The sequence below is a fragment of the Mesorhizobium sp. W067 genome (assembly GCF_054719525.1).
In genome coordinates this window covers 5,794,914-5,820,385 of the sequence record NZ_JBTTII010000001.1, presented here as the reverse complement: position 1 = coordinate 5,820,385, position 25,472 = coordinate 5,794,914, and the positions used below count along the sequence as shown (strand labels likewise).

Annotated in this window: 19 protein-coding genes; 9 read left to right on the top strand and 10 right to left on the bottom strand. The window is 63.1% G+C overall.

The genetic code is table 11. From position 1 onward, the window contains the following. The first annotated feature begins 89 nt into the window (after positions 1-89). The 3 genes from ACYG97_RS28265 to ACYG97_RS28255 all read left to right on the top strand — a co-directional run bounded on the left by ACYG97_RS28265 (position 90) and on the right by ACYG97_RS28255 (position 4,069). Complete coding sequence (locus tag ACYG97_RS28265; RefSeq protein WP_023669313.1) at positions 90-1,526, top strand: glutamine synthetase family protein; 1,437 nt, start codon at positions 90-92, stop codon at positions 1,524-1,526. 134 nt (positions 1,527-1,660) lie between these two features. Beyond that, a complete protein-coding gene (locus ACYG97_RS28260; protein WP_023732364.1) occupies positions 1,661-2,947 on the top strand; it encodes an NAD(P)/FAD-dependent oxidoreductase in 1,287 nt (428 codons plus the stop codon). A gap of 276 nt (positions 2,948-3,223) precedes the next feature. Further along, complete coding sequence (locus ACYG97_RS28255) at positions 3,224-4,069, top strand: SH3 domain-containing protein (RefSeq protein WP_023732365.1); 846 nt, start codon at positions 3,224-3,226, stop codon at positions 4,067-4,069. 21 nt (positions 4,070-4,090) lie between these two features. Here the strand turns inward: ACYG97_RS28255 and ACYG97_RS28250 are convergent, their stop codons facing one another. The 3 genes from ACYG97_RS28250 to ACYG97_RS28240 form a co-directional block, all read right to left on the bottom strand. Further along, positions 4,091-5,386, bottom strand: coding sequence for a Mur ligase family protein (locus ACYG97_RS28250; RefSeq protein ID WP_023732366.1), 1,296 nt, complete (start codon positions 5,384-5,386; stop codon positions 4,091-4,093). 492 nt (positions 5,387-5,878) lie between these two features. Continuing rightward, positions 5,879-6,757 (bottom strand): Mur ligase family protein, encoded by an 879-nt coding sequence (locus tag ACYG97_RS28245; RefSeq protein ID WP_023732367.1) that lies wholly within the window; start codon positions 6,755-6,757, stop codon positions 5,879-5,881. A gap of 179 nt (positions 6,758-6,936) precedes the next feature. Further along, positions 6,937-7,683, bottom strand: a complete 747-nt coding sequence (locus tag ACYG97_RS28240; protein ID WP_027049416.1) for an SDR family oxidoreductase — start codon at positions 7,681-7,683, stop codon at positions 6,937-6,939. A 321-nt stretch (positions 7,684-8,004) separates the two neighbouring features. Between ACYG97_RS28240 and zwf the strand changes: the two genes are divergently transcribed. The 3 genes from zwf to edd all read left to right on the top strand — a co-directional run bounded on the left by zwf (position 8,005) and on the right by edd (position 12,060). Continuing rightward, the gene (gene zwf, locus ACYG97_RS28235) at positions 8,005-9,474 is read left to right on the top strand and encodes a glucose-6-phosphate dehydrogenase (protein WP_023732368.1); all 1,470 of its coding nucleotides are present in this window, start codon (positions 8,005-8,007) and stop codon (positions 9,472-9,474) included. After that, the gene (gene pgl / locus ACYG97_RS28230) at positions 9,456-10,172 is read left to right on the top strand and encodes a 6-phosphogluconolactonase (RefSeq protein WP_023697310.1); all 717 of its coding nucleotides are present in this window, start codon (positions 9,456-9,458) and stop codon (positions 10,170-10,172) included. The genes zwf and pgl overlap by 19 nt, the downstream gene beginning before the upstream one ends. Before the next feature lie 64 nt (positions 10,173-10,236). After that, complete coding sequence (edd, locus tag ACYG97_RS28225; RefSeq protein WP_023711782.1) at positions 10,237-12,060, top strand: phosphogluconate dehydratase; 1,824 nt, start codon at positions 10,237-10,239, stop codon at positions 12,058-12,060. Between the two features lie 75 nt (positions 12,061-12,135). On the opposite strand, the gene ACYG97_RS28220 is transcribed toward edd, so the two are convergent. The 4 genes from ACYG97_RS28220 to ACYG97_RS28205 all read right to left on the bottom strand — a co-directional run bounded on the left by ACYG97_RS28220 (position 12,136) and on the right by ACYG97_RS28205 (position 18,597). After that, a complete protein-coding gene (locus ACYG97_RS28220; RefSeq protein ID WP_023732369.1) occupies positions 12,136-13,794 on the bottom strand; it encodes a vWA domain-containing protein in 1,659 nt (552 codons plus the stop codon). A 234-nt stretch (positions 13,795-14,028) separates the two neighbouring features. After that, positions 14,029-15,027 (bottom strand): GlxA family transcriptional regulator, encoded by a 999-nt coding sequence (locus tag ACYG97_RS28215; RefSeq protein WP_032888631.1) that lies wholly within the window; start codon positions 15,025-15,027, stop codon positions 14,029-14,031. A 17-nt stretch (positions 15,028-15,044) separates the two neighbouring features. After that, the gene (gene folD, locus ACYG97_RS28210) at positions 15,045-15,944 is read right to left on the bottom strand and encodes a bifunctional methylenetetrahydrofolate dehydrogenase/methenyltetrahydrofolate cyclohydrolase FolD (protein ID WP_023669302.1); all 900 of its coding nucleotides are present in this window, start codon (positions 15,942-15,944) and stop codon (positions 15,045-15,047) included. Between the two features lie 355 nt (positions 15,945-16,299). Beyond that, a complete protein-coding gene (locus ACYG97_RS28205) occupies positions 16,300-18,597 on the bottom strand; it encodes a GumC family protein (RefSeq protein WP_023732370.1) in 2,298 nt (765 codons plus the stop codon). Between the two features lie 198 nt (positions 18,598-18,795). On the opposite strand from ACYG97_RS28205, the gene ACYG97_RS28200 reads away from it, so the two are divergent. Continuing rightward, positions 18,796-20,091: a lipopolysaccharide biosynthesis protein gene (locus ACYG97_RS28200; RefSeq protein ID WP_023681896.1), complete on the top strand. Its 1,296-nt coding sequence runs from the start codon at positions 18,796-18,798 to the stop codon at positions 20,089-20,091. On the opposite strand, the gene ACYG97_RS28195 is transcribed toward ACYG97_RS28200, so the two are convergent. From ACYG97_RS28195 to ACYG97_RS28185, 3 genes are read right to left on the bottom strand one after another with little or no spacing between them, the layout of a single operon-like run. After that, positions 20,088-21,011, bottom strand: coding sequence for a DUF6492 family protein (locus tag ACYG97_RS28195; RefSeq protein WP_023681897.1), 924 nt, complete (start codon positions 21,009-21,011; stop codon positions 20,088-20,090). The two genes, ACYG97_RS28200 and ACYG97_RS28195, sit on opposite strands and share 4 nt — an antisense overlap. Next, on the bottom strand, positions 21,008-21,802 hold the full coding sequence (locus tag ACYG97_RS28190; protein ID WP_023681898.1) for a WecB/TagA/CpsF family glycosyltransferase: 795 nt from the start codon (positions 21,800-21,802) through the stop codon (positions 21,008-21,010). The genes ACYG97_RS28195 and ACYG97_RS28190 overlap by 4 nt, the downstream gene beginning before the upstream one ends. Continuing rightward, positions 21,799-22,971 carry a glycosyltransferase gene (locus ACYG97_RS28185; protein WP_023732371.1) on the bottom strand — a complete coding sequence of 391 codons (1,173 nt, stop codon included), beginning with the start codon at positions 22,969-22,971 and terminating at the stop codon, positions 21,799-21,801. Before ACYG97_RS28185 ends, ACYG97_RS28190 begins: the two co-directional genes overlap by 4 nt. A gap of 172 nt (positions 22,972-23,143) precedes the next feature. Here ACYG97_RS28185 and ACYG97_RS28180 point away from each other — a divergent pair, with 172 nt between their 5' ends. Together ACYG97_RS28180 and ACYG97_RS28175 are read left to right on the top strand one after the other, a co-directional pair. Then, positions 23,144-24,142 carry a glycosyltransferase family 2 protein gene (locus tag ACYG97_RS28180; RefSeq protein WP_023692395.1) on the top strand — a complete coding sequence of 333 codons (999 nt, stop codon included), beginning with the start codon at positions 23,144-23,146 and terminating at the stop codon, positions 24,140-24,142. Continuing rightward, positions 24,111-25,430: an O-antigen ligase family protein gene (locus tag ACYG97_RS28175; RefSeq protein WP_023732372.1), complete on the top strand. Its 1,320-nt coding sequence runs from the start codon at positions 24,111-24,113 to the stop codon at positions 25,428-25,430. The genes ACYG97_RS28180 and ACYG97_RS28175 overlap by 32 nt, the downstream gene beginning before the upstream one ends. The last annotated feature ends 42 nt before the right edge of the window (positions 25,431-25,472 follow it).

Sequence of the window (25,472 nt, the reverse complement as noted above, 5' to 3'; positions counted from 1 at the left end):
GCCTCGTTGCCGCACCTATCGGGCCGGCTCCCCTTCCCTTCCATCACCGGCAACAGCTATACTGTGATAATTGCAACCCAAACTGGTGAATGATGCCGCCTGCGAAAAAGGAAGTCCGTCCGTCGACCCGCGGAGGACGCGTCCGAACGCCTGCCTTCGTGAAAAATCAACGCGGCGTGAAGAACTGGAAGGAAGTCAGCGCTTGGCTGGAATGGCGCGGCATCGAAGACATAGAATGCATCACGCCTGATCAGGCTGGCGTCGCGCGCGGCAAGATGATGCCGTCGAAGAAATTCACTTCCAACACCTCGCTGGCGCTGCCATCGGCAGTGTTCATGACGACGATTTCGGGCGGCTATCCCGAGGATGGCAACGGTTTCCACTATCCGGAGGATGATGGCGACCTGAAGCTTATGCCGGATCTGTCGACGTTGACCGTCGTGCCGTGGGAAGAAGACCCGACGGCCGCCGTCATCTGCGACCTCGTCCATCAGGATGGCCGTTCGGTCGAGTTCACGCCGCGCAACGTCCTGAAGCGCGTGGTAGCAGCCTATGACAAGCGCGGGCTGAAGCCGGTGGTGGCGCCCGAGATCGAATTCTATCTGGTGCGCAAGAACCCCGACCCGGATTATCCGTTGACCCCACCCGTCGGGCGTTCCGGACGGGCAATCGGCGGCGGCGCCGGCTATTCGATCGCCGGCGTCAACGAGTTCGACGAACTGATCGACGACATCTACCATTTCTCCGAAAGCCAGGGCCTGGAGATCGACACGCTGATCCACGAGGAAGGCGCCGGCCAGCTCGAGATCAATCTGCGTCACGGCGATCCGGTCGAGCTCGCCGACCAGGTGTTCATGTTCAAACGCACCATCCGCGAGGCAGCGCTCAAGCATGAGATCTATGCCACCTTCATGGCCAAGCCGATCCAGGGCCAGCCAGGTTCTGCCATGCACATCCACCAGTCGATCATCGACAAGAAGACCGGGCTGAATATCTTTTCGGCGAAGGACGGCTCGGAAACCGACGACTTCTTCCATTTCATCGGCGGCATGCAGAAGCATGTGCCGAACGCGCTGGTGATGTTTGCCCCTTACGTCAATTCCTACCGCCGGCTGACGCAGTCGGCCTCGGCGCCGGTCAACAACAAATGGGGCTATGACAACCGCACCACGGCGTTCCGCGTGCCGCGCTCGGATCCGGCGGCGCGGCGTGTCGAAAACCGCATCCCGTCTTCCGACGCCAACCCCTATCTGGCGCTGGCGGCCTCACTTGCCTGCGGGCTGATCGGCATCACCAACAAGATCAAGGCCGAGCCTCCGGTGCTGACCACCGCAAACGCCGATGAGATCGACCTGCCGCGCGGCCTGCTCGAAGCCGTCGACCTGTTTGAGGGCGACGAGGAGCTGTGCGCCCTTTTGGGCAAGTCCTTTGCCGCAACCTATGCAGCGATCAAGCGGGCGGAGTTCGAGACCTTCATGGAAGTGATCAGCCCGTGGGAGCGGGAGTATCTGTTGCTCAACGTGTGAGCGGCGACTTCGTCGTGTGAATGGTGAATAGTGAATGCTGAGTAGTTTCATATTGGATGGATGAGCGCAGACGACGTGCGTCTCGCAGCCATTCACCATTCACCATTCACCATTCACCATTGGCTGGTGTCCCCATGCCTTACCAATCACCTATCTCCCCCGGTCGCTCCTGGTACGAAGACACAGCCGGACCACGCCCTGAGTACCCTGCCCTGGACGGCGACCGCAGCTGCGACGTCGTCGTCGTCGGCGGTGGCTTCACCGGGCTGTCGGCGGCCGCTCATTTGGCGAACGCGGGAGCCGACGTCGTTCTGATCGAGGCGCATCGCTTCGGCGACGGCGCTTCAGGGCGCAATGGCGGCCAGCTCGGCACGGGCCAGCGCGCCTGGGCCGAAGAGATGGAGGCGGAATACGGCTTCTCCCGCGCCAAGGCGCTGTTCGACCTTGCCGAGGAGGCGAAAGCACACCTGCTCGAATTCGCGGCCGTCAACCAGATCGACATCGACTATATGCCCGGCCAGTTGTCCGTGGCGCACAAGCCGCGTTATCTCGACGACTACAAGGCGCATGCCGAGATCATGGCCGGCCGCTTCAATTATCCGCACATCGCCTTCATGGATGCCAGGGAAACGGCCGAACGGCTGGGCTCCACACGCTACTTCGGCGGCACCCGCGACACCGGCACCGGACACATCCACCCGATGAAGCTGGTGATCGGCACGGCAAAGGTCGCGGCAGCGGCCGGCGCGCACCTGTTCGAGCAGACACTATCGACCGGTGTCACCTCCAGCGGCGGCAAGGTCAGGGTGACGACTCCGAGAGGCACCATCACCGCGCAGAAATGCCTGATCGGTGTAAATGCCTATGGCGGCACGCTCGAGCCGGTGAGTGCCGCGCACATCATGCCCATCGGTTCCTTCATCGGCGCGACGGTGCCGCTGGGCGTCGATTCGAAAGTGCTGCCGGGCGGCGAGGCGGTCGACGATTCGCGTTTCGTCGTGCGTTATTTCCGCAAATCCAGGGATGGAAGGCTGCTGTTCGGCGGGCGCGAGGTCTATGGCGTCAACGATCCGAAGGACATCCATGTCCATATCCGCCGGCAGATAGCCGAGCTTTATCCGGAACTGAGCGATGTCGAGATCACCCATGGCTGGGGCGGCTATGTCGGCATCACCATGCCCAGGAAACCGTTCGTGCGCGAGGTGATGCCCAATGTGATCTCGGCCGGAGGCTATTCCGGCCACGGCGTGATGCTGTCGAACTTCTTCGGCAAGCTCTATGCCCAGACCGTCGCCGGCAACCGCGACAGACTGAAGCTGATCGAGGACCTGAACATCCCGGCTTTTCCCGGCGGCCGGCGATTTAGAACGCCATTATTGTTCTTGGCACTGAACTGGTTTGCCCTGAGGGACCGAATATAGGGAAAGTATCTCATATCAGCCGTGGCTGAGTACTGAGCTGATTCTATTGAGCTGTTGGTTGCCGCAGCGAGACGTTGCAGAATCCTTAACAAGAGCGCACAATTCCCCTGAGGGCGCACTGATGCCACAATCAAGGGCAAAGGATGCCGGTTCTGGGCGATTGAACGGGGATTTCTGCGGGCCTGCCCGCTTTGTTGTTGGGACCGATGCCGATCGAATGCCGGGCTGCCGGCGCCGATCGAAAGAACACCGGCTCATCTTTTGGAGGTGGCAAGAGTGAACGAGCCCTTCAGTTTCGGCGCGCCGGAACGTCGGCGCTTCGCCATGCAATTCGGTTATGACATGCGGCCCTCCTTCTGGCAGGGGGTGCGCACGAATTCGCATCTGGTGATCGCCGCGGTCGGCACCGCAGCGCTGCTTGGTGTGGCGGGCATAGCGCTTTGGCTGGCATTGCCGGCCAACGACCGGCAAGCGATCGCCAGCACACAGCAGAACGTTCCGACTTTTCCGGTCAAGACGACCAAGATTGCCCCGGTCGCGGCGACGGCTACCGCGGTAGCGGCGCCACAAGCCGCGCGCAAGGGCGATGCGGTTTCATCGACGGTCGCTGCCGGTGGGGCTGCCATGCCGCCGCTGTCGGCGAACGATCCGCGCTGGACTGCGGCGCAATCCAACAGCGACCCTGCCGCGACGCCATCCGATCAGGCGCCTGCCGAGCAGGCTGCCGCCAAACCGTCTGATGCCGCGGCATTCGAAGAACCGGCGGCGCAGAGCGACGCCACGACGCAGCTGTCAAAGGTCGCTGCTCCCGCCAATGACGACGACGCCGAGACCGCCGCCATACCGACGCCAAAACCGCAACTTCCAGACGAGCAATCTTCCGCCGCAACGAACGATACCCAGGCCAAGGCCAAGCCACAGAAGGTGGCTGCTGCCGCCGGCACCGGACGCATCCTCAGGGCGGTGACAATGCGCAGCGGTCCGCAGAAAAACGCCGCCGCCATGGGGACCGTGCCCGCCAAGTCGTCGGTGCAGGTGGTGAGTTGCAAGAAATGGTGCCAGATCGTCTACAACGGCAAGCGCGGCTGGATCTACAAGAGCTACATCAAGACCGGGGCTTGAGACGCAAGGCGCCAGATCTGGTCAGCCGCCGAGCAACCACCTGAAACGGTGTCTCCTGCGAGCAAGTTTGCGCTTCGCCAGGAAATCCCGGTGTTCCTCGAACGGCACCTCATAGAGGCCGCACATTTGGCAGCTTTCCGACTTGCGGCATATCGGGACCCAGCATTTGACGTCGTGTGTCCAGGCGAGCGCGATCCTTTCCAGATGAAGGTTGGACGAACTTTTCAGCAGAATCAGTTCTCCTGGGACTGCCGTCCGTTTGATATGATCCGAAACTTCCTTGGCAGTGCGAAGCTCAATGAAACGGCCGCTGTCGCGGTCGGCCTGGCTGGCGCGCGAGCGATGCGCATTGTCGCCGGTATAAATGACCTCATCGGCGATTTCGCGCGCGATGTTGTAGGCGGCCCCGTATTTCCTCGACGAGCCGGCGTAGTCGGATATCTGCCCCAGCACAATGCGCTTGCGAGCACCCTTGGCCTTTGCAATCATCTCCAGGGCAATGTTGAGCGAATGCCAGGGCGCTTTGGCCGTATCGACCAGGAATTTCGGACCCGCGGATACCTCTTGCACCGTAGAGCGGTTGGGCAGTGGTGCAAACGATGCCGTTCTCGCTACGACTTGCTCTGGCGGGACGCCAAGTTCCAAGGCGGCGGCAACAGCCGCTGCAGTCGGCAGCCAGAATTGCTCGCCGGGAAAAGGCGCTTGAATATTCAGGCTGCCACCGCGCCAATGAAGGGTGAACCGCAGCAATTCCGGATACGCGGCATGCACGTCACTCACGCGGTAGTCTGCCTCGCCGGACTGGCCGAAGGTCGCAATCCGGCATTTCGCGCCAGACGCCATGCCGATCACCAGTGGGTCATCGCAATTGAGAACCGCAAGTCCATCAGGTTGGAGTGCCCCGACCAGCGCCCGCTTCTCTCCCGCCACAGCTTCCAGAGTCTTGAACTTGCCGAAATGCTCCAGACGGATCATCGTAACCACCGCCACACTCGGCTTCAGCATCTGCGCCATGGTGCTGATCGTGCCGAAGTCGGAAGCGCCGGCTTCGAAAACGACGTAATCGACTTTGCCGGCCTTCCTCAGGCGCTTGTAAAGCGTTCGGATGAGCGCAGGCATTGTATTGGCCTGGGCCTGTAGATGCACCTTGCCTTGGGCGACCAGTATGTGTGCAAGCAGGCTGGTGGATGTGGATTTGCCGGAGCTGCCGGTAATGCCGATGAACGTCGCCTTGTTACGCGCCCGCACCCAGCGCGCCTGCAGCCGTCGCAGCGCCCAGCCCAAGTCCTTGCGAATTTTCAGCAATTCCAGTTTCACACCCCGCCAGCTTTTAGCCCAGCCTAATATGCGTCGTGCCAAGTTCCAGAGTCAAACGGGCGCTGGCGTGCTTGAGCCAAAGATTCTAGCGGCCGAGGAGCCGCAGCAGTCTGTGCTTGCGGCGCTTCGATTTTCTCTGCGCCACAAACTCACGGTGCTGCTCAAACGGCACTTCATAGAGGCCGCATTGCTCGCATGCCCAAGCCTACAGCAGCGCGCGCGAGATTGCAGACCAGGTGATTTATGCCGGCGATCATTCCCTCGGTCTTGCCGCATACCGAAACCCAGCACTGGACGTCGTGGGTCCAGGCAAGAGCGACACGCTCGAGGTGCAGATTGGACGAGCTCTTGAGCAGGATCAACTCGTCAGGCTGCGCGGTTTGGGCGATGTAGTCCGACCACTTCCCTGGCCGTGCGCAATTCGATGAAGCGGCCGCTGTCGCGATCTGCCTGGTTCGCCTTGGAGCGATGGGCCGTATCGTTCTTGGCCAGCTATCGGATTTTTCCGGCTCGAATAACAGATATCGCCCGAATGTCGATCCGGCTACCATGTCGAAGGCAAGGCTCAGCGAATGCCAGGGCGTCATCCACGATGAAGTGGGGGCCGCCCGCGGGGACGAGCACCTGGCCGCGATTTTCCAGAGGCTGGAACGTCGCGGTTCTGTCCTTGACCATCTGCGCAGGAACGCCCAGTTCAAGAGCGGTTGCAACCGCCGCTGACGTCGGCAGCCAGAAATGCTGGCCGGGGAACGACGTCTCGATATCGAGCACACCGCCGCGCCAGTGGAGCGAGAACCGCAACGGCTTGGGATAGGCTGCCTCGATATCGCTGACGCGATAATCCGCCTGCCCCGATGTGCCGAATGTGACGGAACGGCAATAGCTCGCCGAGGCCATGCCCATCACAAGAGGGTCATCGGCATTGAGCATCGCGAAGCCGCCCGGCTCCAGCGCCGCGACTAGGGCGCTCTTTTCTCGAGCGACGTTTTCCACAGTCTTGAAACTGGCCCGATGCTCCAGCCGGACCATTGTGACAACAGCCACGTCGGGGCGAAGCAACTCGGTCATGGGCTTCATTGTATCCGGGCCGAATGCAGCAGCCTCGAAGACGACGTAGTCGGTTTTGCCGCCCTTTCCCATTCGCCTGGATAGGGTCGAGACCAACAGTTTCATAGTGTTGGCCAGAACCTGTGTGTGGACCGAACCCTGGCCAGCCAGGATGTGTCCAAGCAGGCTTCCCGCCGTCGTCTTGCCGGAGCTTCCGGTAACACCGATGAAAATTGCCTTGCTTCTCGCCCGCGCACGCTTGGCCAGGTAAAGCCGCAGCCGCCATCCCAGATCGTAGCGACTTTTCTGCTGCCTGATCTTCATCACCCGCCAACACTATCCACGATCCGTTATGCCTTTCGGGGGATCGAGAAGTCAAACTGGGGTCCGGCGTGACGACGTCAACTGTTCGTTCCTCGGCCGGCCGGCGCACCGATGCGAACTCTTGCCGACATTGCTCTGTCTGCCATGCATTGCGAACAGCGAGGTACTTCCCGAATTGCTCAAATGCAGCGGCCGCCGTCGACCTCCAGCGCCACACCGGTGATGAAGGCGGCTTCGTCCGACGCAAGCCAAAGCGCAGCGTTGGCGATATCGAGCGGCGTCGACAGACGGCCGAGCGGTATCGAGGCACGGAATTTCTCGCGGATCTCCGGCGTGTCAGTGCCCATGAATTTCTCCAGCATGCCGGTCTCGCCGGCGACCGGGCAAAGGCAGTTCACGCGGATGTTCTTGGGCGCGAGTTCGACCGCCATCGACTTGGTCGCGGTGATCGCCCAGCCCTTCGAGGCATTGTACCAGGTGAGCCCCGGCCGCGGCCGCAGACCGGCGGTCGAAGCCGTGGTCAGGATGACGCCGCCGCCCTGCCGCTCCATGATCGGCACCACGGCAAGTGCGGCGTGATAGATCGCCTTCATGTTGACTGAAGTGATCAGGTCGAAGGTCGCCTCGTCGACGTCGAGCATGTCGCCATTGCGATGGGTGTAGCCGGCATTGTTGACCATGATATCGATGCGGCCGAAGGCGCTTTTTGCGGCATAGACCATCTCGTCGAATTCGGAACGCTGCGAAACGTCGGTCTGGGTCCAGATCGCGGCCTGGCCGATCTCTGCTGCAACGCGCTCCGCGCCCTTGGCGTTGAGGTCGGCGACGACGACCTTGGCGCCCTCTTCGGCAAAGCGCCTGGCCATGCCTTCGCCGAAACCTGACGCAGCACCCGTGATGACGGCAACCTTGTTTTCCAGACGCATGCTTTTTCCGCTCATTGAAGACCCACCTCGCAAGCGCATTTTCCTTTTTGTTTGATGCGTGTCTGTCTCCCAGAACCGCTTCGCACTTCTGGGCGACACGCATTAGCTTTCGTCACATTCCCGCTTTATGTTGCAGGCGCGAAAGCCCCGGGACCATCGCTTGACGAAAAGCCTCCGGGTGGCAGCCAGTGTCAAGGCACATTTGGAGCGAATCAATATGCAGTGATTTGGCCTCGATGTGACACCATGGCACTGGATAGTTTAAATCGATTAGATTATATCCTGCCGCGTCACAGCGAGCGGCGTCAAAGCGGACAGACCATGACCAGCCAGATCATTCCCGTCGAGCCTTTCGACTTCATCATTTTCGGTGGCACCGGCGACCTGTCGGAACGCAAGCTGCTGCCCTCGCTCTACCACCGCCAGCGCGACCACCAGTTTTCCGAGCCGACCCGCATCATCGGCACCTCGCGCTCCAAGATGAGCGACGAGGAATTCCAGGCTTTCGCCAAGCAGGCGATTTCCCAGCATGTTAAGCCGGCCGACATCGACGCCGAGGAACTCAAGACATTTCTTGCCCGGCTGTCCTACGTATCGGCCGACGCGACGACGGGTGCCGGCTTCGACAAGCTGAAAAAGGCGATCGGCGAAAGCGACCGCATTCGCGCTTTCTATCTGGCGGTTGCGCCGGTGCTGTTCGGCGACATCTCGCACCAGCTGAAAGCCCACAATCTCATCACGCCGAATTCGCGCATCGTGCTGGAGAAGCCGATCGGCCGCGACCTCGATTCGGCGCGCAAGCTCAACGACGTGGTTGGAGACGACTTCCACGAAAGCCAGATCTTCCGCATCGACCACTATCTCGGAAAGGAGACGGTGCAGAATCTGATGGCGCTGCGCTTTGCCAACGCACTCTATGAGCCGCTTTGGAATTCTGCCCATATCGACCATGTGCAGATCACGGTGGCCGAGACCGTCGGTCTTGAAGACCGCGTCACCTACTACGACAAGGCCGGCGCGCTGCGCGACATGGTGCAGAACCACATGCTGCAGCTGCTCTGCCTGGTTGCCATGGAGGCGCCATCGTCGATGGATGCCGATGCCGTGCGCGACGAGAAGCTGAAGGTGCTGCGGGCGCTGAAGCGCATCAACGGCAATGAGGCACCCAAGCACACCGTGCGCGGGCAGTACCGCGCCGGCGCCTCTGCAGGCGGCGCGGTGAAAGGCTATGTCGAAGAACTTGGCAAAGACAGCTCCACCGAGACTTTCGTCGCCATCAAGGCTGAGATCGGCAATTGGCGCTGGGCCGGCGTGCCATTCTATCTCAGGACCGGCAAAAGGCTGGCGACCCGCGTTTCGGAAATCGTCATCGAGTTCAAGCCGATCCCGCATTCGATCTTCGGCGACAGCGCCGGGCCGATCTCAGCCAACCAACTGGTGATCCGGCTGCAGCCCGACGAAGGCGTCAAGCAGTTCATCATGATCAAGGATCCAGGCCCGGGCGGCATGCGGCTGCGCCAGATTCCGCTCGACATGAGCTTTGCAACATCTTTCGACGGCCGCGCGCCGGACGCCTATGAACGGCTAATCATGGATGTTATCCGCGGCAACCAGACGCTGTTCATGCGCCGCGACGAGGTCGAGGCGGCATGGAAGTGGATCGACCCGATCCAGAACGCCTGGGAAAGCGCCAGGCAGGAGGCGCAAGGCTATACGGCCGGCACATGGGGTCCCTCGGCCTCGATTGCGCTGATCGAACGCGACGGGCGGACATGGCACGAAAGCAATTGAGCGAGCCCGTCTACAACTGGAACGGCTTTGCCGGGCGCCAGGATCTGGCGGCAACCCTTGCCGGCAATGTCGCGGCGCGCCTGACCAAGGCCATCGACGAGCGCGGCACGGCCCTGCTTGCCGTTTCCGGCGGCACCACGCCGGCAAAGTTCTTTGCAGCACTTTCGGCCATTCCGATCGCCTGGAACAAGGTGACGGTGACGCTGGTCGACGAACGGTTCGTGCCGGCCTCCTCGCCGCGCTCGAATGCGGGGCTGGTCGCGGCCAACCTGCTGCAGAACAAGGCGGCTGCCGCGCACTTCGTGCCGCTCTACCATGAGGCGGCAAGGATCGAGACCGCCGCGGCGGCCGACGATGCGGCGCTGAAGGCTCTGCCCTGGCCCCTCGATGTCGTCGTGCTCGGCATGGGCGGCGACGGCCACACCGCCTCGTTCTTTCCCGACGCCGAGAATCTACCCGCCTTGCTCGATCCAGCTTCGCGCAGGATCGTGCTGCCGGTGCATGCACCAAGCGGCGGCGAGCCGCGGCTGACTCTATCGATGGCGCGCATCGTCGCCGCCGGCTTCATCGCGCTGCATATCGAAGGCGAGGACAAGCGCACCGCTTTCGAGGATGCGATGGGACCGGGTGCGAAAAAGCCCATCCGCAAAGTCCTCGAAGCGGCACCCACCCCGGTAGAGGTGTTCTGGGCACCCTGATTTCACGCAAAGCAGTCCCGGCAGACGGTGGAGGACGTTCTTCCGGGGCTCGAAAGGACCGACCATGACAGCCAGACGCGACATCGAAGTCATCACGGAACGCATCCGCCAACGCTCGAAAGCCGGCCGCGAGCGCTATCTCGGCCGCATCGCCGAGGCCTCCAGCCGCACCGCCAACCGGGGCGTCCTGTCTTGCGGCAACCTCGCGCATGGCTTTGCCGTCTGCAGCCCGTCTGAAAAGCTGGCGCTCGGCGCCGACAAGGTGCCGAACCTCGGCATCATCACCTCCTACAATGACATGCTGTCGGCGCATCAGCCCTTCGAAACCTTCCCGGCGCTGATCAAGGAAGCCGCGAAGGAAGTTGGCGGCATCGCGCAAGTGGCCGGCGGCGTGCCCGCCATGTGCGACGGCGTGACCCAGGGACAGCCCGGCATGGAGCTGTCGCTGTTTTCGCGCGACGTCATCGCCATGTCCGCGGCGATCGGCCTGTCGCACAACATGTTCGACGCCGCCGTCTATCTCGGCGTCTGCGACAAGATCGTGCCGGGGCTGGTGATCGCGGCTCTCACCTTCGGCCATCTGCCGGCGGTGTTCGTGCCGGCCGGGCCGATGACGACGGGCCTGCCCAACGACGAGAAGGCCAAGGTTCGCCAGCTCTATGCCGAGGGCAAGGCCGGACGCGCAGAACTGCTCGAAGCGGAGTCCAAATCCTATCACGGGCCGGGCACCTGCACGTTCTATGGCACCGCCAATTCCAACCAGATGCTGATGGAGATCATGGGCCTGCATACGCCCGGCGCGTCCTTCGTCAATCCAGGCACGCCGCTGCGCGACGCGCTGACGCGCGAGGCGACCAGGCGAGCCCTGGCGATCACCGCGCTCGGCAACGCCTACACGCCGGTCGGCCGCATGATCGACGAGCGCTCTTTCGTCAATGGCGTCGTCGGCCTGCACACCACCGGCGGCTCTACCAACCACACCATCCATCTCATCGCCATGGCCGCGGCGGCCGGCATCACGCTTACCTGGCAGGACATTTCCGACCTGTCGGAAGCGGTGCCGCTTCTCGCGCGCGTCTATCCGAACGGGCTTGCCGACGTGAACCATTTCCATGCCGCCGGCGGGCTCGGCTTCCTGATCCGCGAATTGCTCGACGAAGGCATCCTGCATGAGGATGTGCAGACGGTATGGGGCGAAGGCCTGAGGCCCTATGCGGTCGAGGCCCGGCTCGGCGAAGATGGCGGCGTCGTGCGTGAAGCCTCGCCGCTGCAGAGCGGCGACGAGAAGGTGCTGGCGCCGTTCAAGAAGGCCTTCCAGCCGACCGGCGGCCTGAAAGTGCTCGCCGGCAATCTCGGCCACGCCGTCATCAAGACGTCCGCCGTGAAGCCGGAACGCCGCGTCATCGAGGCGCCGGCCAAGGTGTTCGACAGCCAGCAGGGACTGAACGAAGCCTTCAAGGCCGGCACGCTGACCGGCGACTTCATCGCCGTCATCCGCTTCCAGGGCCCGAAGGCAAACGGCATGCCGGAACTGCACAAGCTGACCACCGTGCTCGGCGTCCTGCAGGATCGTGGCCAGCGCGTCGCGCTGGTCACGGACGGGCGCATGTCTGGCGCTTCCGGCAAGGTGCCGGCGGCGATCCATGTAACGCCGGAAGCGGTCGAGGAAGGGCCGATCGCCAGGATCCATGACGGCGACATCATCCGGCTCGACGCCGATGCCGGCACGCTGGAAGTGCTGGTGCCGGGGCCCGAGCTCGCGCTGCGCCGCACGGCCGACATCGATCTCATCGGCAACGAGTTCGGTTTCGGCCGCGAGCTGTTCGCCGGTTTCCGCCAGCTGGTCGGCCGCGCCGACCATGGCGCCAGTGCTTTCGGAGCAGCCTGACCAGATTGCCTATTTTGTAAAAAGGGCGGCTCGAGCTCGGTTTGAGGCCGCCCTTTGGTGAGGGATGGATGGCGATTACGGCTGAACCGTAATCTCGCTCCGTTCGCCGGCCTTGACCGTCACCGGCATTTCCTTGTCATGGCCTTGATCGGACATGTGGCGGAGGACGACATAGTCGCCGGCTGGGATAGTCTGCTGCCAGGTGTCGCCATAGTTCAGGCCGAGCGCTTTGCGGTTGCCCTGGATATCCTTCTTCGACGACAGCACCTCGATCGAATAGGCGCCCGGCGCCGACATCACCAGCACGCCGGCATCGAGCGTCACCTTGACGTCCCTGACGTCGCCAACCTTGACGCTGAAAGGCTGCTCGACGGTTGCGAGCTCAAGCGAGGTGACCGCGACATAGTCGTCCGGCGGCAGCCAGAACTTGCTGTCGGGCCCATAGGAGTGAGCGACATCGTCACGCGAGCCGTCGATCTTTTTCTTGGCCTTGACGATCTGGACGCTGATGCCCGAGGAGTCGGCCTTGTCGCCACCTGCAGTGTAGTAGGCGTTGACGGCGGCATGGCCGACGCCGACGACTATGTCTTTTTCCACAGTCTGCCCGGCGGCGAGCTGGATGTTCTCGGTCACCGAGCCGCTGCCGATCGCAACCGTCACCTTCTGCTCACCAGCCGGCACGATGATCCTGGTGTCGCCATAGTGGGTGGTGCTGCCGCCCGGGAAGGCGAAGTCGACATGGGCTTCGTCACTGATCTCGGCGCCCTGGCTTGGCTTCGGATGGATGAGCATGGTGCCGGCGTTCAAGGTGAAGAGCGGCTTGTAGACCTGGCCCGCCTCGATCTTGACCTTCTGTTCCGCCTGAGCTTCGTCGGCGCGCGCGACGACGACATATTCGCCCGGCTCGAGATTGGCCTCGTAGTTGTTGTACTGGGTGGTGACGGCCTCGCCGCGCGTGCCATCGGCCTTGGCCTTGTAGACCTCCCAGGCATTGCCGTCGGTGATCGGATCGCCGCCTTCCGCCATGACCACGCTCGGGATGAAATTGAATTCGGGCTTTGCCGGTTCAGGGGCAGGCGCCGGAGCGGGTTCGGGTGCCGGCGCCGGAGCCGGCGCGGCGACGGTTTCGACCAGTGCTTCCTGCAGCGCCTTCTCGTCCGAGGCCTGGATATATTTGCCGCCGGTGTTGTCGGCAAGGCAGGCGATCTGCTTGCCCTCGTCAGCGGTCAGGCCGAAGCCGACGACGTCGACGGTGAAATCGACGCCTGAGGCCTCCAGTTCCTTGCCCAGCGCGCACGGGTCACCTTCGCAGGTTTCAAGCCCATCGGTGATGAGAACCACGGTCGCCTTGTCCTCGGTGTATTTCAGAGCTTCGGCCGCCTGCTTGACGGCTGCGGTCAGCGGCGTCTTGCCGAGGAATTTCAGGCTGTCGGCAGCGGCCGAAATGGCGCTAGCCGAGCCGGCTTGCGGCGGCACGATCAGCTCGATGTCGTCGCAGCTGCCCTTTTCGCGGTGGCCATAGGCCATTAAGCCGATCTGGTCGTCGCCCGGGACCGACTGCAGTACGGTCCTCAGCGATTCGCGCGCGATCTCGAGCTTCGGCTTGCCGTCGATCTGGGCCCACATCGAGCCTGAAGCGTCAAGAATGATGATAACCTTATTGGCGGCAAAGCCGAGCGAAGTCATCGACAAAAGGAGCAGCGCCGCAGCTACGCTCCGCAAAAGTCCCGCCATCGAAATCTCCTTGAGGCCGCCCTCTGATCCGCGCCGGAAGCTATTTGACAGCGCGTCCGGACACAAGCCTGGAGCGGGTTACTAGATCATGATGAGATTTGGATGAAATCTCATCATGATCTACCCTTTGTTAGAGCACGATCTTTTCCAAAAACCGGCACCCACTTTTTGGGATCATGCTTCTAACGGTTGCAGTGTAACAGGATCGGCGCCGGCAGAGCTGGTAGCACGAAATCAGTAGGTGGTGCGCCGCTCTTCGGAAGGCGGACGGCCGAACTGCAGCCGATAGCTCTGCGCGAAATAGGAGTGCGAGGTAAAGCCGGTGGCAATGGCCACGTCGAGGATCGGCATGTTGGTCTGGCGCAGCAGTTCGCGCGCCCGCTCAAGCCTGAGCCGCATGTAGTAACGACCGGGCGTGACGCTCAAATGGCGCAGGAACAAGCGCTCGACCTGGCGCACCGACAGGCCCGCCGATTTGGCAAGCTGCACGGCTGATAGCGGCTCGTCGAGATGGTCGGCCATCAGTTCGACGATGCGCCTTAGCTTCTCCGACTTGCCGGTCAGGTCGCGCTCCGGCCCGACGCGCTGGCGGTCGCCGGCGGAGCGGATGCGCTCGTGCTGGAACTGGTTGGCAACGCCGTTGGCGAGGTTCGAGCCGAAGTCGCCACGCACGATCTCCAGCATCAGGTCGATCGAGGTCGTGCCGCCGGCGCAGGTGTAGCGCTTGCGGTCGATCTCGAAGACGTTGCCGGTGCAATTGATGTCGGGAAAGCGCTCGACGAAGCCGGCGCGGTTTTCCCAATGGATGGTGCAGCGATAGCCTTCGAGCTGACCGGCTTCGGCCAGGAGGTAAGAGCCCACCGACAGCGCGCCGAGCGCATTGCCGCGCCGGCCCCAGCTGCGCAGCGCCGCCAGCACCTTGCTCTTGCCGGGGAACTCGACCGACAGGCCCACCGACACGAACAGGATATCGACCGGTGGCAAATCGGCGACGGCATAGTCGATCTTGAGCGGCAGGCCGTTGGAGGCCATGACGGGATCGCCGTCGGCCGAGACCGTCGTCCAGCCATAGAAATCGCGGCCGAGCAGGCGGTTGGCCGAGCGGAAGGTATCGATCGCCGCTGCCAACGAAAACATCGAAAACTTGTCGACCAGCAGGAACGCGAATTGCCGGCCCCCTTGAACGGGATCATCCACGACCGGCCGTTCAGAGGGTATAGTAAGGTTCGGCAAAGAAGCTGCTTTCTGGGTCAGAAGGAAGGCCGCTTCAAGCCGGCCGCAAGGTAGGCTGAGGCTAACGTATTGGCCATCAGCATGGCAATGGTCATCGGTCCGACACCGCCGGGCACGGGGGTGATGGCGCCGGCGGCCTTGGCCGCTTCGGCATAGGCTACATCGCCGACGAGGCGGGTTTTGCCTTCGCCCTTCTCGGGTGCGGCAATGCGGTTAATCCCGACATCGATCACGGTGGCGCCGGGCTTGACCCAGTCGCCCTTGATCATTTCGGGCCGGCCGACGGCGGCAACCAGAATGTCGGCTGTGCGGGCCAGTGCCGGCAGATCCTTGGTGCGGCTGTGGGCGATGGTGACGGTGCAGTTGGCGGCAAGCAACAGATTTGCCATCGGCTTGCCGACGATGTTGGAGCGGCCGACGACGACCGCGTTGAGGCCGGAAAGATCCTTGCCGCGCACGCGTTCGATCAAAAGCATGGAGCCGGCCGGCGTGCAGGGCACGAAGGCTGTTTCGAGTTCGCCGGTGCCGAGCTTGCCGACATTGATGAAATGAAAGCCGTCGACATCCTTTTGCGGTGCGATGGCCTGGATGATCTTGCCGGCATCGATATGGGCGGGAAGCGGCAGCTGCACCAGAATGCCGTTGATGGCCGGATCGGCGTTGAGTTCGCCGATGATCTTCAGCAGTGCCGCTTCGGACGTGTCGGCCGGCAGCGTGTGCTGCAGCGAATGAAAGCCGCATTCCTTGGCGGTGCGCGACTTCGACGCGACATAGACCTGGCTTGCCGGATCCTCGCCGACGATGACCACCGCTAAGCCGGGCTGGGCCTTTCCCTTGGCGACCAGGTCCTCGGTCAAGGCCTTGACCTTCTGAACCACGTCTGCGGCGACGATCTTTCCGTCAATCACTTCGGCCATGAACCATCCTCGACATCATTCCAGCCAAGGCGCGGCGCGCGCCTTGAACGTTGCTTCGTGCATGTCGTTGTTCCAAACGTTCCGCCCATTCGGGTAAAGCCCGACGGCAGCGCTTTTTGGGCGCCATGCTGCGCGGCATTGTCACGAAATTTGGCCTAAGCAATCCCGTCAAAGCGCCGTCACATGCCGTAAACTCGAAACCGGCAGCTTTTATTCTGTGCTGACGGGCTCTGAGCGACTCATCCTTTCACGGAAAGGCTGAACCGCTCTATTTCTTGTTTTGACGCAATTCCCAAGGGAAAGCGCGCTACGCGCTTTTCCCGGGAAAACCGTTTCACACTTTTCCTGGAATTGCTCAGAAATAGCGGCGGTGCGAACGGCTTTCGGTGAGTTCGCGCACCGCTTCGCGAAATTCGCGCAGGCTGGCGCGGATATCGTCGATTTGCGCCTGCTGGTCTTCCGGCGCCGCCCCAGCGGGCTGCAGAGAAGACCACGGCCCGGACGCCGCGGGCATCGGCTGAGCCTGCGAATAGGCATAGTCAGCCGGCTGACGAGGCTGCGCGTAGCCAGGCTGCTGCGCAGGGGAATTGGCGTGCGGAACCTCGTTCCGGAAGTCCGGCTGGCGATAGCCCACAGGCTCCTGCACCGGCCTTGTATATTCGGCGGCTGGTTGGGCGCGGTAGGTCTCGACGGGTTCGCCTGACGTCCCGCTACCCGGCGCGGCTTTGCGCATCGCCGAGAACAGTCCGTCGAACAGACCTGGGCTCCGGGCGGGAGCGGCCGCGGTCGGCAACACCGGAGGTGCTGCCGGTGGCGGCGCCACAGGCAGCGGCGCGCGATAGACCTTGTCCTCGACCGGAGGGCGGCGCTCGTCCATTGTGCCGCGCGAACGCGAATTGGCACCGCCGTGCAGGCTGGCAAAGGCGCCGCGCATGGCGCCGACACCGATGCCCGAAGCAAGCCCGAGCAGCAGGCCGGCCATCGCTATTACAGCCCGCGACGGTCCGTTGGGTTCGACCGGCGGTTGCGCGGGGGTCATCAGATTGATGTTGGTGGTGTTGATGTTTTGCTGTTCGCCGGTCTCCTTGGCGCGCAGAAGGTACTGTTCGTAGACGGAGCGTTTGGCCGTGGCATCACGCTCCAGTTCGCGCAGGCTGACCAGATCGCTGTTGACGTCGCCGCTCTGGACCTTTGCCTGAGCCAGGCGGGAAGCGAGATCCTGCTCAAGCTGGACCGAGCGCTTCAAGTCGACCTGCAGCGACGAGGCGATGCGGCGCAGTTCGCCTGCGATGCGCTCGCGCGAGCCGCCGAGCTGGGCGTTGAGCGCCTGGTATTCGGGATGACGCGGTCCCAGACGCACGGCGGCGCGGTCGGCCTCCTGCTTCAAAGCTGCATATTGCGCGCGCAGTTCGCTCATCGTGTTGGAATTGATTTCTTCCGGCAAGGTGCCGTTGATGACCGAATTGACGTCCAGCGAACGCGCCGACGCGGCCCGGGCATTGAGTTCCAGCGTACGGGCCCGGGTGACTGAGAGCTGCTCGTTGAGCTTCAGCATCTGGTCGTCGCTGATCAGATGGCCCTGCGCGTCGACGAGATCATGCGTGGCCCTGAAATCCTCGACCTTGCGCTCCGCTGTCTCGACATTCTTGCGCAGGTCATCGAGCTTGGCCGTCAGCTGGTCCGTCGCGCGCCCGGCCATCCCGAACTGGTATTGGGCCGCCTCCTGCTGGAAAACGTCCCTGGTCCTATTGGCTATCTCCGCCGATTTGTCGGCGCTTTGAGTGGTGGCGCTGATGGAAACGACAAAGCTCTTGCCGCTGCGCTCAACCGACAGGCTCTTGGCCAGATTGCCGACCGCCAGCGCCTGGCGGCGCACTTCACCGCCGCCGCCAGGGCCATCCTGGCGCGACAGTATCGAGCGAATGAGCGACAGGACGCCAAGGCCGCCAGAGCCCTGTCCGTTGAATTCCGGATCGTCGACGAGATTGAGATCGGCCACGACCTTGTCGAGGACCTTGCCGGATGTCACCATCTTGATGCGGGTTTCGACAACAGCCAGCGCCGCATCGGGCTGCCCGACCGGTTGGGTGAGATCGTTGTCGGAAAGCTTCAGGTCGCCTGGCTCGATGACCATCTGTGTGGTGGCTTCGTATTTCTTCGGTGTCGAAACGGCGACGGCGACGCCGAGCACCGTCCCCAATATCGTCGTCGAGACGATCAGCAACTTGGAACGACTAATGCCGCGGACGACCTGGAGCGGATCGATCAGCGGTTTCCATTCCTGCCCGTCATCGTCGTCGCGGTCCGGTTGCTGCTCGTGGAAAGAGCGGGGCTCATAGGCCGCGCGGGAGCGAGGCTCCTGACGCCGGCCGGAAACAGGCTCCTCACGCGCGCTGGCGGCCGAAACGGGTTCGCCGTCGGCCTGGAACTGCGGCGGCTCGGGCGGTGACGTTGGCGCCGGATTCGACCGCGCCTCGCGTTGCGATCGGGCTATGCGGTGACGCGTGGCGGCATCCTCGCGCCATGACGGATCCACCAGGTCACCGATCGAGACCGCCGACGCATCCGCCGCCTCATCGCCGCGCACAGCTTTGCCGAGCGCCAGGAGGGAGCGCTCGCGCCTCCAGTCTTCACGGTTTTCCCTGTCGACCATTGTCTCGAAACTTTACCTTCGACGGCGCGGGAGCGGCGGTCGGCCAATCGTTAAGTCACGCTAAACAGGCATGGGAAACAAAAGGTTAATTTCCGAAGTCTGCAAGTGAAAGTTTCTCGCTTCGCCACGCATTGCCGGGATCTGTAAAATGGCGTCAGAACCGCACGTTAAGCTTTCCGGCTTACGGCTTTCCTCGATATGACGCAGGCCAGCGACATACCGCAAAGGCGGACACTCGCCCGCATCGGCACCTTCCTTGCCGAAAGACGGGGGCTGGTTCGCGACTATCTTTCAGCCATCAGCGGCGCCGGCGGGCGGCTGGTGTTCTCGCTTGCCTATTTCATCGCACTTGCCAACACGCTGTCGATTGCCGAGTTCGGCATGTTCGCCACCGCCTCGGCGGCCGGCGTCATGCTGTCGCGCATCCTCGCTTTCGGCTTCATCTCGGCGCTTTACCGCACAGCCACCATCCGCCCCAATCTGATCGGCACCTTCACCGCCGGCTTCCTTTTGCTTGGCGCCGTGTCCTTACCACTGCTGGCGGCGGCCTCCTGGGGCGTCTACCTGATCTTCTTCGCCAGCACCGTGCCTCTGGCCGTCTTTGCCGCAATCGTCTTTGCCGAAGCGCTTTTGTGGCGGCCGGTCGAGGTGGTGCTGATCGTCAACAACGGGCTCGGCAAATTCGGCCGCGCCGCGGTGCTGTCGATCGTGACCACGGCGTTCCGTGCGCTGGGCGCCGTGCTGTTCATGCTGTCGGGGCAGCACAGCGTCTGGATCTGGTCATTGTTCTACATCGGCGCCAACGCCGCCTCGCTGCTGCTGGCCTTCGGCTTCTATTATCCACGCCAGCGGCTGAGGCTGCGCACCGAGCTCTATCTCAGGCGGCTTGCCGATTCGATCTATGTTGCCGGCGCCGAAGTGCTGTTCTACCTGCAGTCGGAATTCGACAAGCTGCTCGTCCTGGCGATCGGCGGGCCGCATCTGGCCGGCATCTATGCCATCATCATGCGGCTGGTCGACCTGACGGCAATACCGATCCGCACCTTCTCGATGATGCTGGTGCAGAAGATGATGCGGTCGCCGGAGCTGTTGTCGCGACTGCGGGTCAAGAGCGGTATCGAAGCCGGCGTGTTCCTGGTATCGACATTGGCGCTGGCCGCACTCGGCATCGTGCTGCATTTCTTCCCCAATGCACTTGGCCGGAATGTCGCCGAGGCGGCGCCCTTGGTGGCATTGGCAATCGGCGTGCCGGGACTGCGCAACCTGGTCGAATACCAGGCCGAGCTGCTGTTCGCGCGCGGCCAGACCGCGCTCAGGGCGCTCAACCTCGGCCTGCTGGCGGGGCTGAAGGCGGTGCTGTTGACCTATGTGCTGACCACGATTGCCGACACGCCCAGGCTTGTCGTATCGCTCAATGTCGTCTTCCTGCTGCTCTATCTCGCCTCGGCGCTGCTGACCTATTCGGCGCTGCGCAAGCCCGCCAAGGCAATCTAAGCCAATCCGATCAGGCGGCGGATGCGGCCGATATCGGTGCCGATGAAGGATTGCATGCCGATCGCCACCTGCCCCGGTGCCATGGCGGCGACGAAGCTGCGGAATTCGTCATCCGACAGCGCCTCGCCGGTCCAGTGCACGCGGCAGAATTCCTCCGAGCCGTGGAAATGGCCAGCGCGCTTCAGCACATCGTCGACATAGCGGCCATAGATCATGCATTCGGAGAACCGGCGCACTGAAGCGATGACCTCGACCCAGCCGCGCGCGTGCACCTTCTCGATCTCGGCGCACATCGCCGTCACGGTCTGACGGCGCCAGGCGATCAGCGTCGAAATATAGTCGTGGTTCGAAACCTCGGATGCATCGATACCAATCGCCGAGGCCGCATTGCGCGACCAGATGCGATGCTCGTCGTGACCGTCGCTCGACAGCACGCCGTCGCGCCGGAACAGCCGCACCTTGCCGTCGCGCCAGAAGGCGCTCAGATCGAATGGCTTGAGGAAGGCGACGTCGGAATCACAGAAGACCAGCACGTCTTCTCCAGCATGCGCAGCGATGGCGATGCGGCGCAGCTGCTGCACATGCCAGCCGCGCAGCGGCTGGGCCTTGAAACTGAGCCAGATGCGACGGCGAAAGAGGCTCATCGGATCGTCGAACACACGCAGCCAGCGCGGCAGCAGGTCGCGCTCGTCGACAACGCTGCGGCGGTCGTTTTCCAACTGGCGAAACAGCGCCACGTCGCGGTGCTCGACCAGAATGTAATGATGCGCCACGCCGGAGACATGGCGGTCGAGGGTCTCGCACAACAGGCGGCAGCGTTCGAAATCCGGCGCATAGCTGGCGGTCACCACCGCCGCCGTCGGCGTTTGCGGCAGGGCACCGGTCTCGGCTGCAGGGCTCGGCACGACGCGGCTGTTCACCGCAACTCTCCGGCGGGCTCGGGCCGATGTGAGAATTTCTGCCTGACGACACGCAGCAGGAACACCGGATTGCCGACGACGTAGCGGCGCCACAGCCGGCCGGGCTCGATGCACAGACGGAACAACCATTCGAGCCTAAGCTGGCGCATCCACAGAGGCGCCCGCGGCACCGTGCCGGAGAGAAAATCGAGCAGCGCGCCGACGGCGATCGGCAGCGTGCAGTGGCGGGCATCGATATGACGGGCGATCCACAATTCCTGGCGCGGCACGCCCATGGCCACAAGCAGCACGTCGGGCCGCAATGCCTCGATGCGATCGACGATCGCCTGCTCTTCGGCGGGGGAGAAATAGCCGTCATGGATGACGACGAATTCGTGCTGCACCGCCAGCGCGGCTAGCCTGACCGACGCCGCCTCGGCGTTGGCGCGGGTGGCGCCAAGCAACCCGACGGTCAGCGGCCTCGCCGATGCCTGCAGAAAGGCCGGAATGAGATCAGTGCCGTTGAGATTGTCCGGGAACGGCGCGCCGTAGAGCAGCTTTGCCGCCAGATCGACGCCAACGCCGTCAGGCAGGATGAGGAAATCGTCGAGCGCCTCGGCAAAGACCGGATCGGTAGAGGCGATGTTGGCGTTGTGAGCGTTGAGAAAACTGACCTTGGTGAAGCGCCGCTCGGCAATCAGACGAGCGAGCAGCGCGATCGCGTCATCCCAGCCGATGGCAAGGACCGAAATGCCAAGGATCGTCTTCAGCGTATCGAGCCCGAAGGCGGCGCGGGCGGTGTGCATGTTCATGCAAACACCTCCTCCCCCACCGACCCGAGCTTTTCCAGGCCGAGCCTGATGGCGGCATCCAGTGCCTTGATCTGCCGGCGGTGAAAGGCGCTGCCATCGACATCCTTGACATCGGCCGCCGCTGCCTCCAGCGCGCCGGCGAAGGCGGCCGGATCGTCGGTGACGAAGCAATTTGCCGGGCGATGATCGATGCCGCGCAGCGAACGGCTGGTGGCGACCGACGGCAGGCCGAGCTCGAAGGTTTCGATGGTCTTGAGCTGAACGCCGCTGCCCGCGGTGCTGATCAGTGGAATGACGGCGGCGCCGCGCACGAAATTCTGGGCGTCGGACACGCGGCCGACAAATTCGACACCGGGATGGGCAGAGGTGATATCCGACGGCATGTTGCCGGCGACCCTGATGCGAAAGCTCCGGCGAAGATGCGGCACGACTTTTTCCAGGAACCAGTCGAGGCCGATGCGGTTCGGCTGCCAGGTCCAAGTGCCGATCAGCGCCGCGTCGCAATCGATGCGGCGCGGCTTGACCGGCTTTGGCGCCGTGGCAGTGGTCACCAGCGGCAGCACCGCCGAGCGGTCGTCGCTGGCAACGCCGAGTGCGGCGCGGTCTTCCTCGGCCAGCGTGAAGACGAAGCGAGCCCGGCGGCAGAGCCGCTCCTCCATGGTCTTGAGCAGCCTGGCCTCGCGGGCAAACAGCAGGCGCTGGAAGCGACTGTTTGCTGCTGCCGCATTCTCTTTGGCCGAACCATGTTCGACATTGTGGGCGACGAAAATCGAGGGACGGTCGGCGAACAGTTTGTCAAAGGCGCCGGCGAACTGCACCGAATTCAGGACATAGCCGTCGAAGGGACCGGCGCGCTCGATCGCGGCACGGACTTCGCTGTCGGAAACCGCGCGCAGCTTCACGGAAGCGAAGGTGAGCCCTGACAGCACCGCCTTGCCAAGCCAGGCGAGCTTCTGCCGCGCCGAGGCGCTTTCCGTGCGCACGTCGACGGCGCCGAGCACGATGGTGTTTTCGGGGTCGCTGGGCGCCTTGCCCGGCCAGATGAAGCCGATGACGGTGACGCGCACGCCGGCGCGCCGCAAGGCGGCGATGATCGCAGCATTGGCGATCTCATAGCCCGAAGCGAGAGCGCCGTCGGGCACGATCGATGTGGCGAACAGCAGATGCATCTCACCTATCCAGGCGTCAGCGACTAGCAAAGCTGGGTGAACCCTTGATTAAATCACGCAACGCAACGGCTGAAAGGCGCGGACCGGCAGGCGCCGCTGCGAAAGGTGATTAACGAAACGTTATCGTCGCGGTGTTATCGAAAGCCAGATTCAAAACATGCGGCTGGAGCGGATGATCCCTTTGCCATCGGACGGTTCGGTATCGATTGCGGGACGCTCTCCGGGGCTCGCCGCAGAGACGATGGAAGCCGTCGTCACGCTGCCGACCTTCAAGCGGCCGCAACTGCTGCTCGAAACGCTGGCGTCGCTGAAGGCACAGCAAACCAGCCGGCGCTTCGCCGTCATCGTCATCGAAAACGAGGCCGAGGCGCGTGAGGGCGCCCAGGCGGCCGTGCCGCTGTTCGAACGCGACGATATGAAGGGCATGGTCATCATCGCGCATGAGCGGGGCAATTGCAGTGCCTACAATGCTGGCTGGCAGACGGCGATCCTGCATTTTCCGGATTTCCGCCACCTGCTGGTCATCGACGATGACGAGATCGCCGACGCGGACTGGCTGGAGCGCATGTGCAGGACGGCGGAGACGCTTGGCGCCGACATTGTCGGTGGCCCGCAAGTGCCGGTGTTTACCGATCCTGCTCACGCCAAATGGGCCGAGCACCCGGTGTTTGCGCCGCCCTATCGCCAGACCGGGCGCGTGGCCGCACTCTATTCCTCGGGCAACCTTCTGGTCGGGCGCAATGTGCTCACCATCATGGGGCCACCCTTCCTCGACCTGCGGTTCAACTTCATGGGCGGCGGCGATTCCGACTTCCTCAGCCGCTCGGCGCAGAAAGGTTTCGTGCTTGGCTGGTGCGCCGAGGCAAAGGTGCGCGAAGGCGTTCCGGCCCGGCGCGTCGAGGCTGACTGGATCCGCGCCCGATCCTTACGCAACGGTGTAATCTCGACGCTGGTCGAAAAGAAGAAGCGCGCCGGCACGCCATTCGCCGGCGCCAAGGTGTTTGCAAAAAGCCTGGCGCTGCTGATAGCCTCGCCCGTGCGCGGCGCAATCAAATTGGCGCGGACAGGATCGCTGTCGACGGCGCTTTACCCCGTCTATGTCTCGCTCGGCCGCGTGCTTGCCGAATTCGGATACGCCAATGAGCAATACAGGCAGCCTGAGAAGAACTGACGAGCTGCTGCTGGGCGGCATCGTCACCCGCGACGGCGTGGCGACGGCGATTGCCGCGCTGTTGTTTGCCGTCGTCATCGTGTCGTTCCGGCCGTTTCAGCCGGCAGGCGCGGAACTGACCGGCGACGGCGGCGACATCGTCAACCAGCTCGGCTTCAGTTCGCTCGGCGCCATTTCGATCTTCTCACTGCTGACGTTCGCCGACCCCAAGGTGGTGCGCTCGCTGCTCAGCCCGTCCTGGATTCTGATGCTCGGCTTTTTCATGCTTTCGGTCATCAACGCGACCGACCCGTCCTCGGCCATGCGCGCGGCCTTCTTCACGCTGCTTGGCGTTCTGACGATAGCGACGGTCCTGGTGCTGCCGCGCGATGCCGACAGTTTTTCGAAAGTCATCATATTCTGCGCGATCGTCGTTATCGGCCTGTCCTATATCGGCCTCATCGTCTTTCCGCATGAGGCCCTGCATACGGCCGATTCGCAGGAGCCCGAACATGCCGGCCTGTGGCGTGGTGTGTTCGCCCACAAGAACATTGCCGGACCAATCATGGCCTGCTTCAGCTTCGCCGGCCTCTATCTCTTCCGGCGCGGCCAGAAATTCTGGGGCGTGGCGATCTTCGGCGCGGCGATGATCTTCATGCTGCACACCGGATCCAAGACGACGGCCGGCCTGGTGCCGTTCTCGATCCTGATCGTCGTGCTGCCGGGCCTGATCGGCATGCGGTTCGGCACGCCGATCCTGTTTGCACTGGCGATCATTGCGACGGCCATCGGTACCTTAGGCATCGTCTTCATCCCGCCGGTGAAAGAGCTGGCGGCCACCTATTTCCCCGACCTCACCTATACCGGGCGCACGACGCTGTGGGAGTTCTCCGGCGAGATGCTGGCGAAGAAGCCTTGGACCGGCTACGGCTATGAAAGCTTCTGGGGCACGCCGCTGCTGCTGAGCCAGGACCAGCCTTTCGACCGGGCCTGGGACATCCGGACCATCGTGCATGGCCATGACGGCTATCTCGACATTGCGGTGCTGATGGGCATCCCGGCGCTGTGCGTTGCCGTCTACACTTTCGTGATCGCGCCGCTGCGCGACTACATGCGCATCCCGCCGCGCAAGGAGAACATCTATCTCGGTGACTTCTTCATGATGGTGGTGCTGTTCACGGCGCTGAACGCGTTCCTGGAAACCTTCTTCTTCCATCGCGGCGACCCGGTGTGGCTGTTCTTCGTGCTCGGCGTGCTTGGCTTGCGGCAAGTGTCGCTGCGGCCGATCGCGGTACGCCGGCGACCTTGACCGGCTGGCCTGATCCAGCACCCCTTGAGGGGCTTTCCCGTC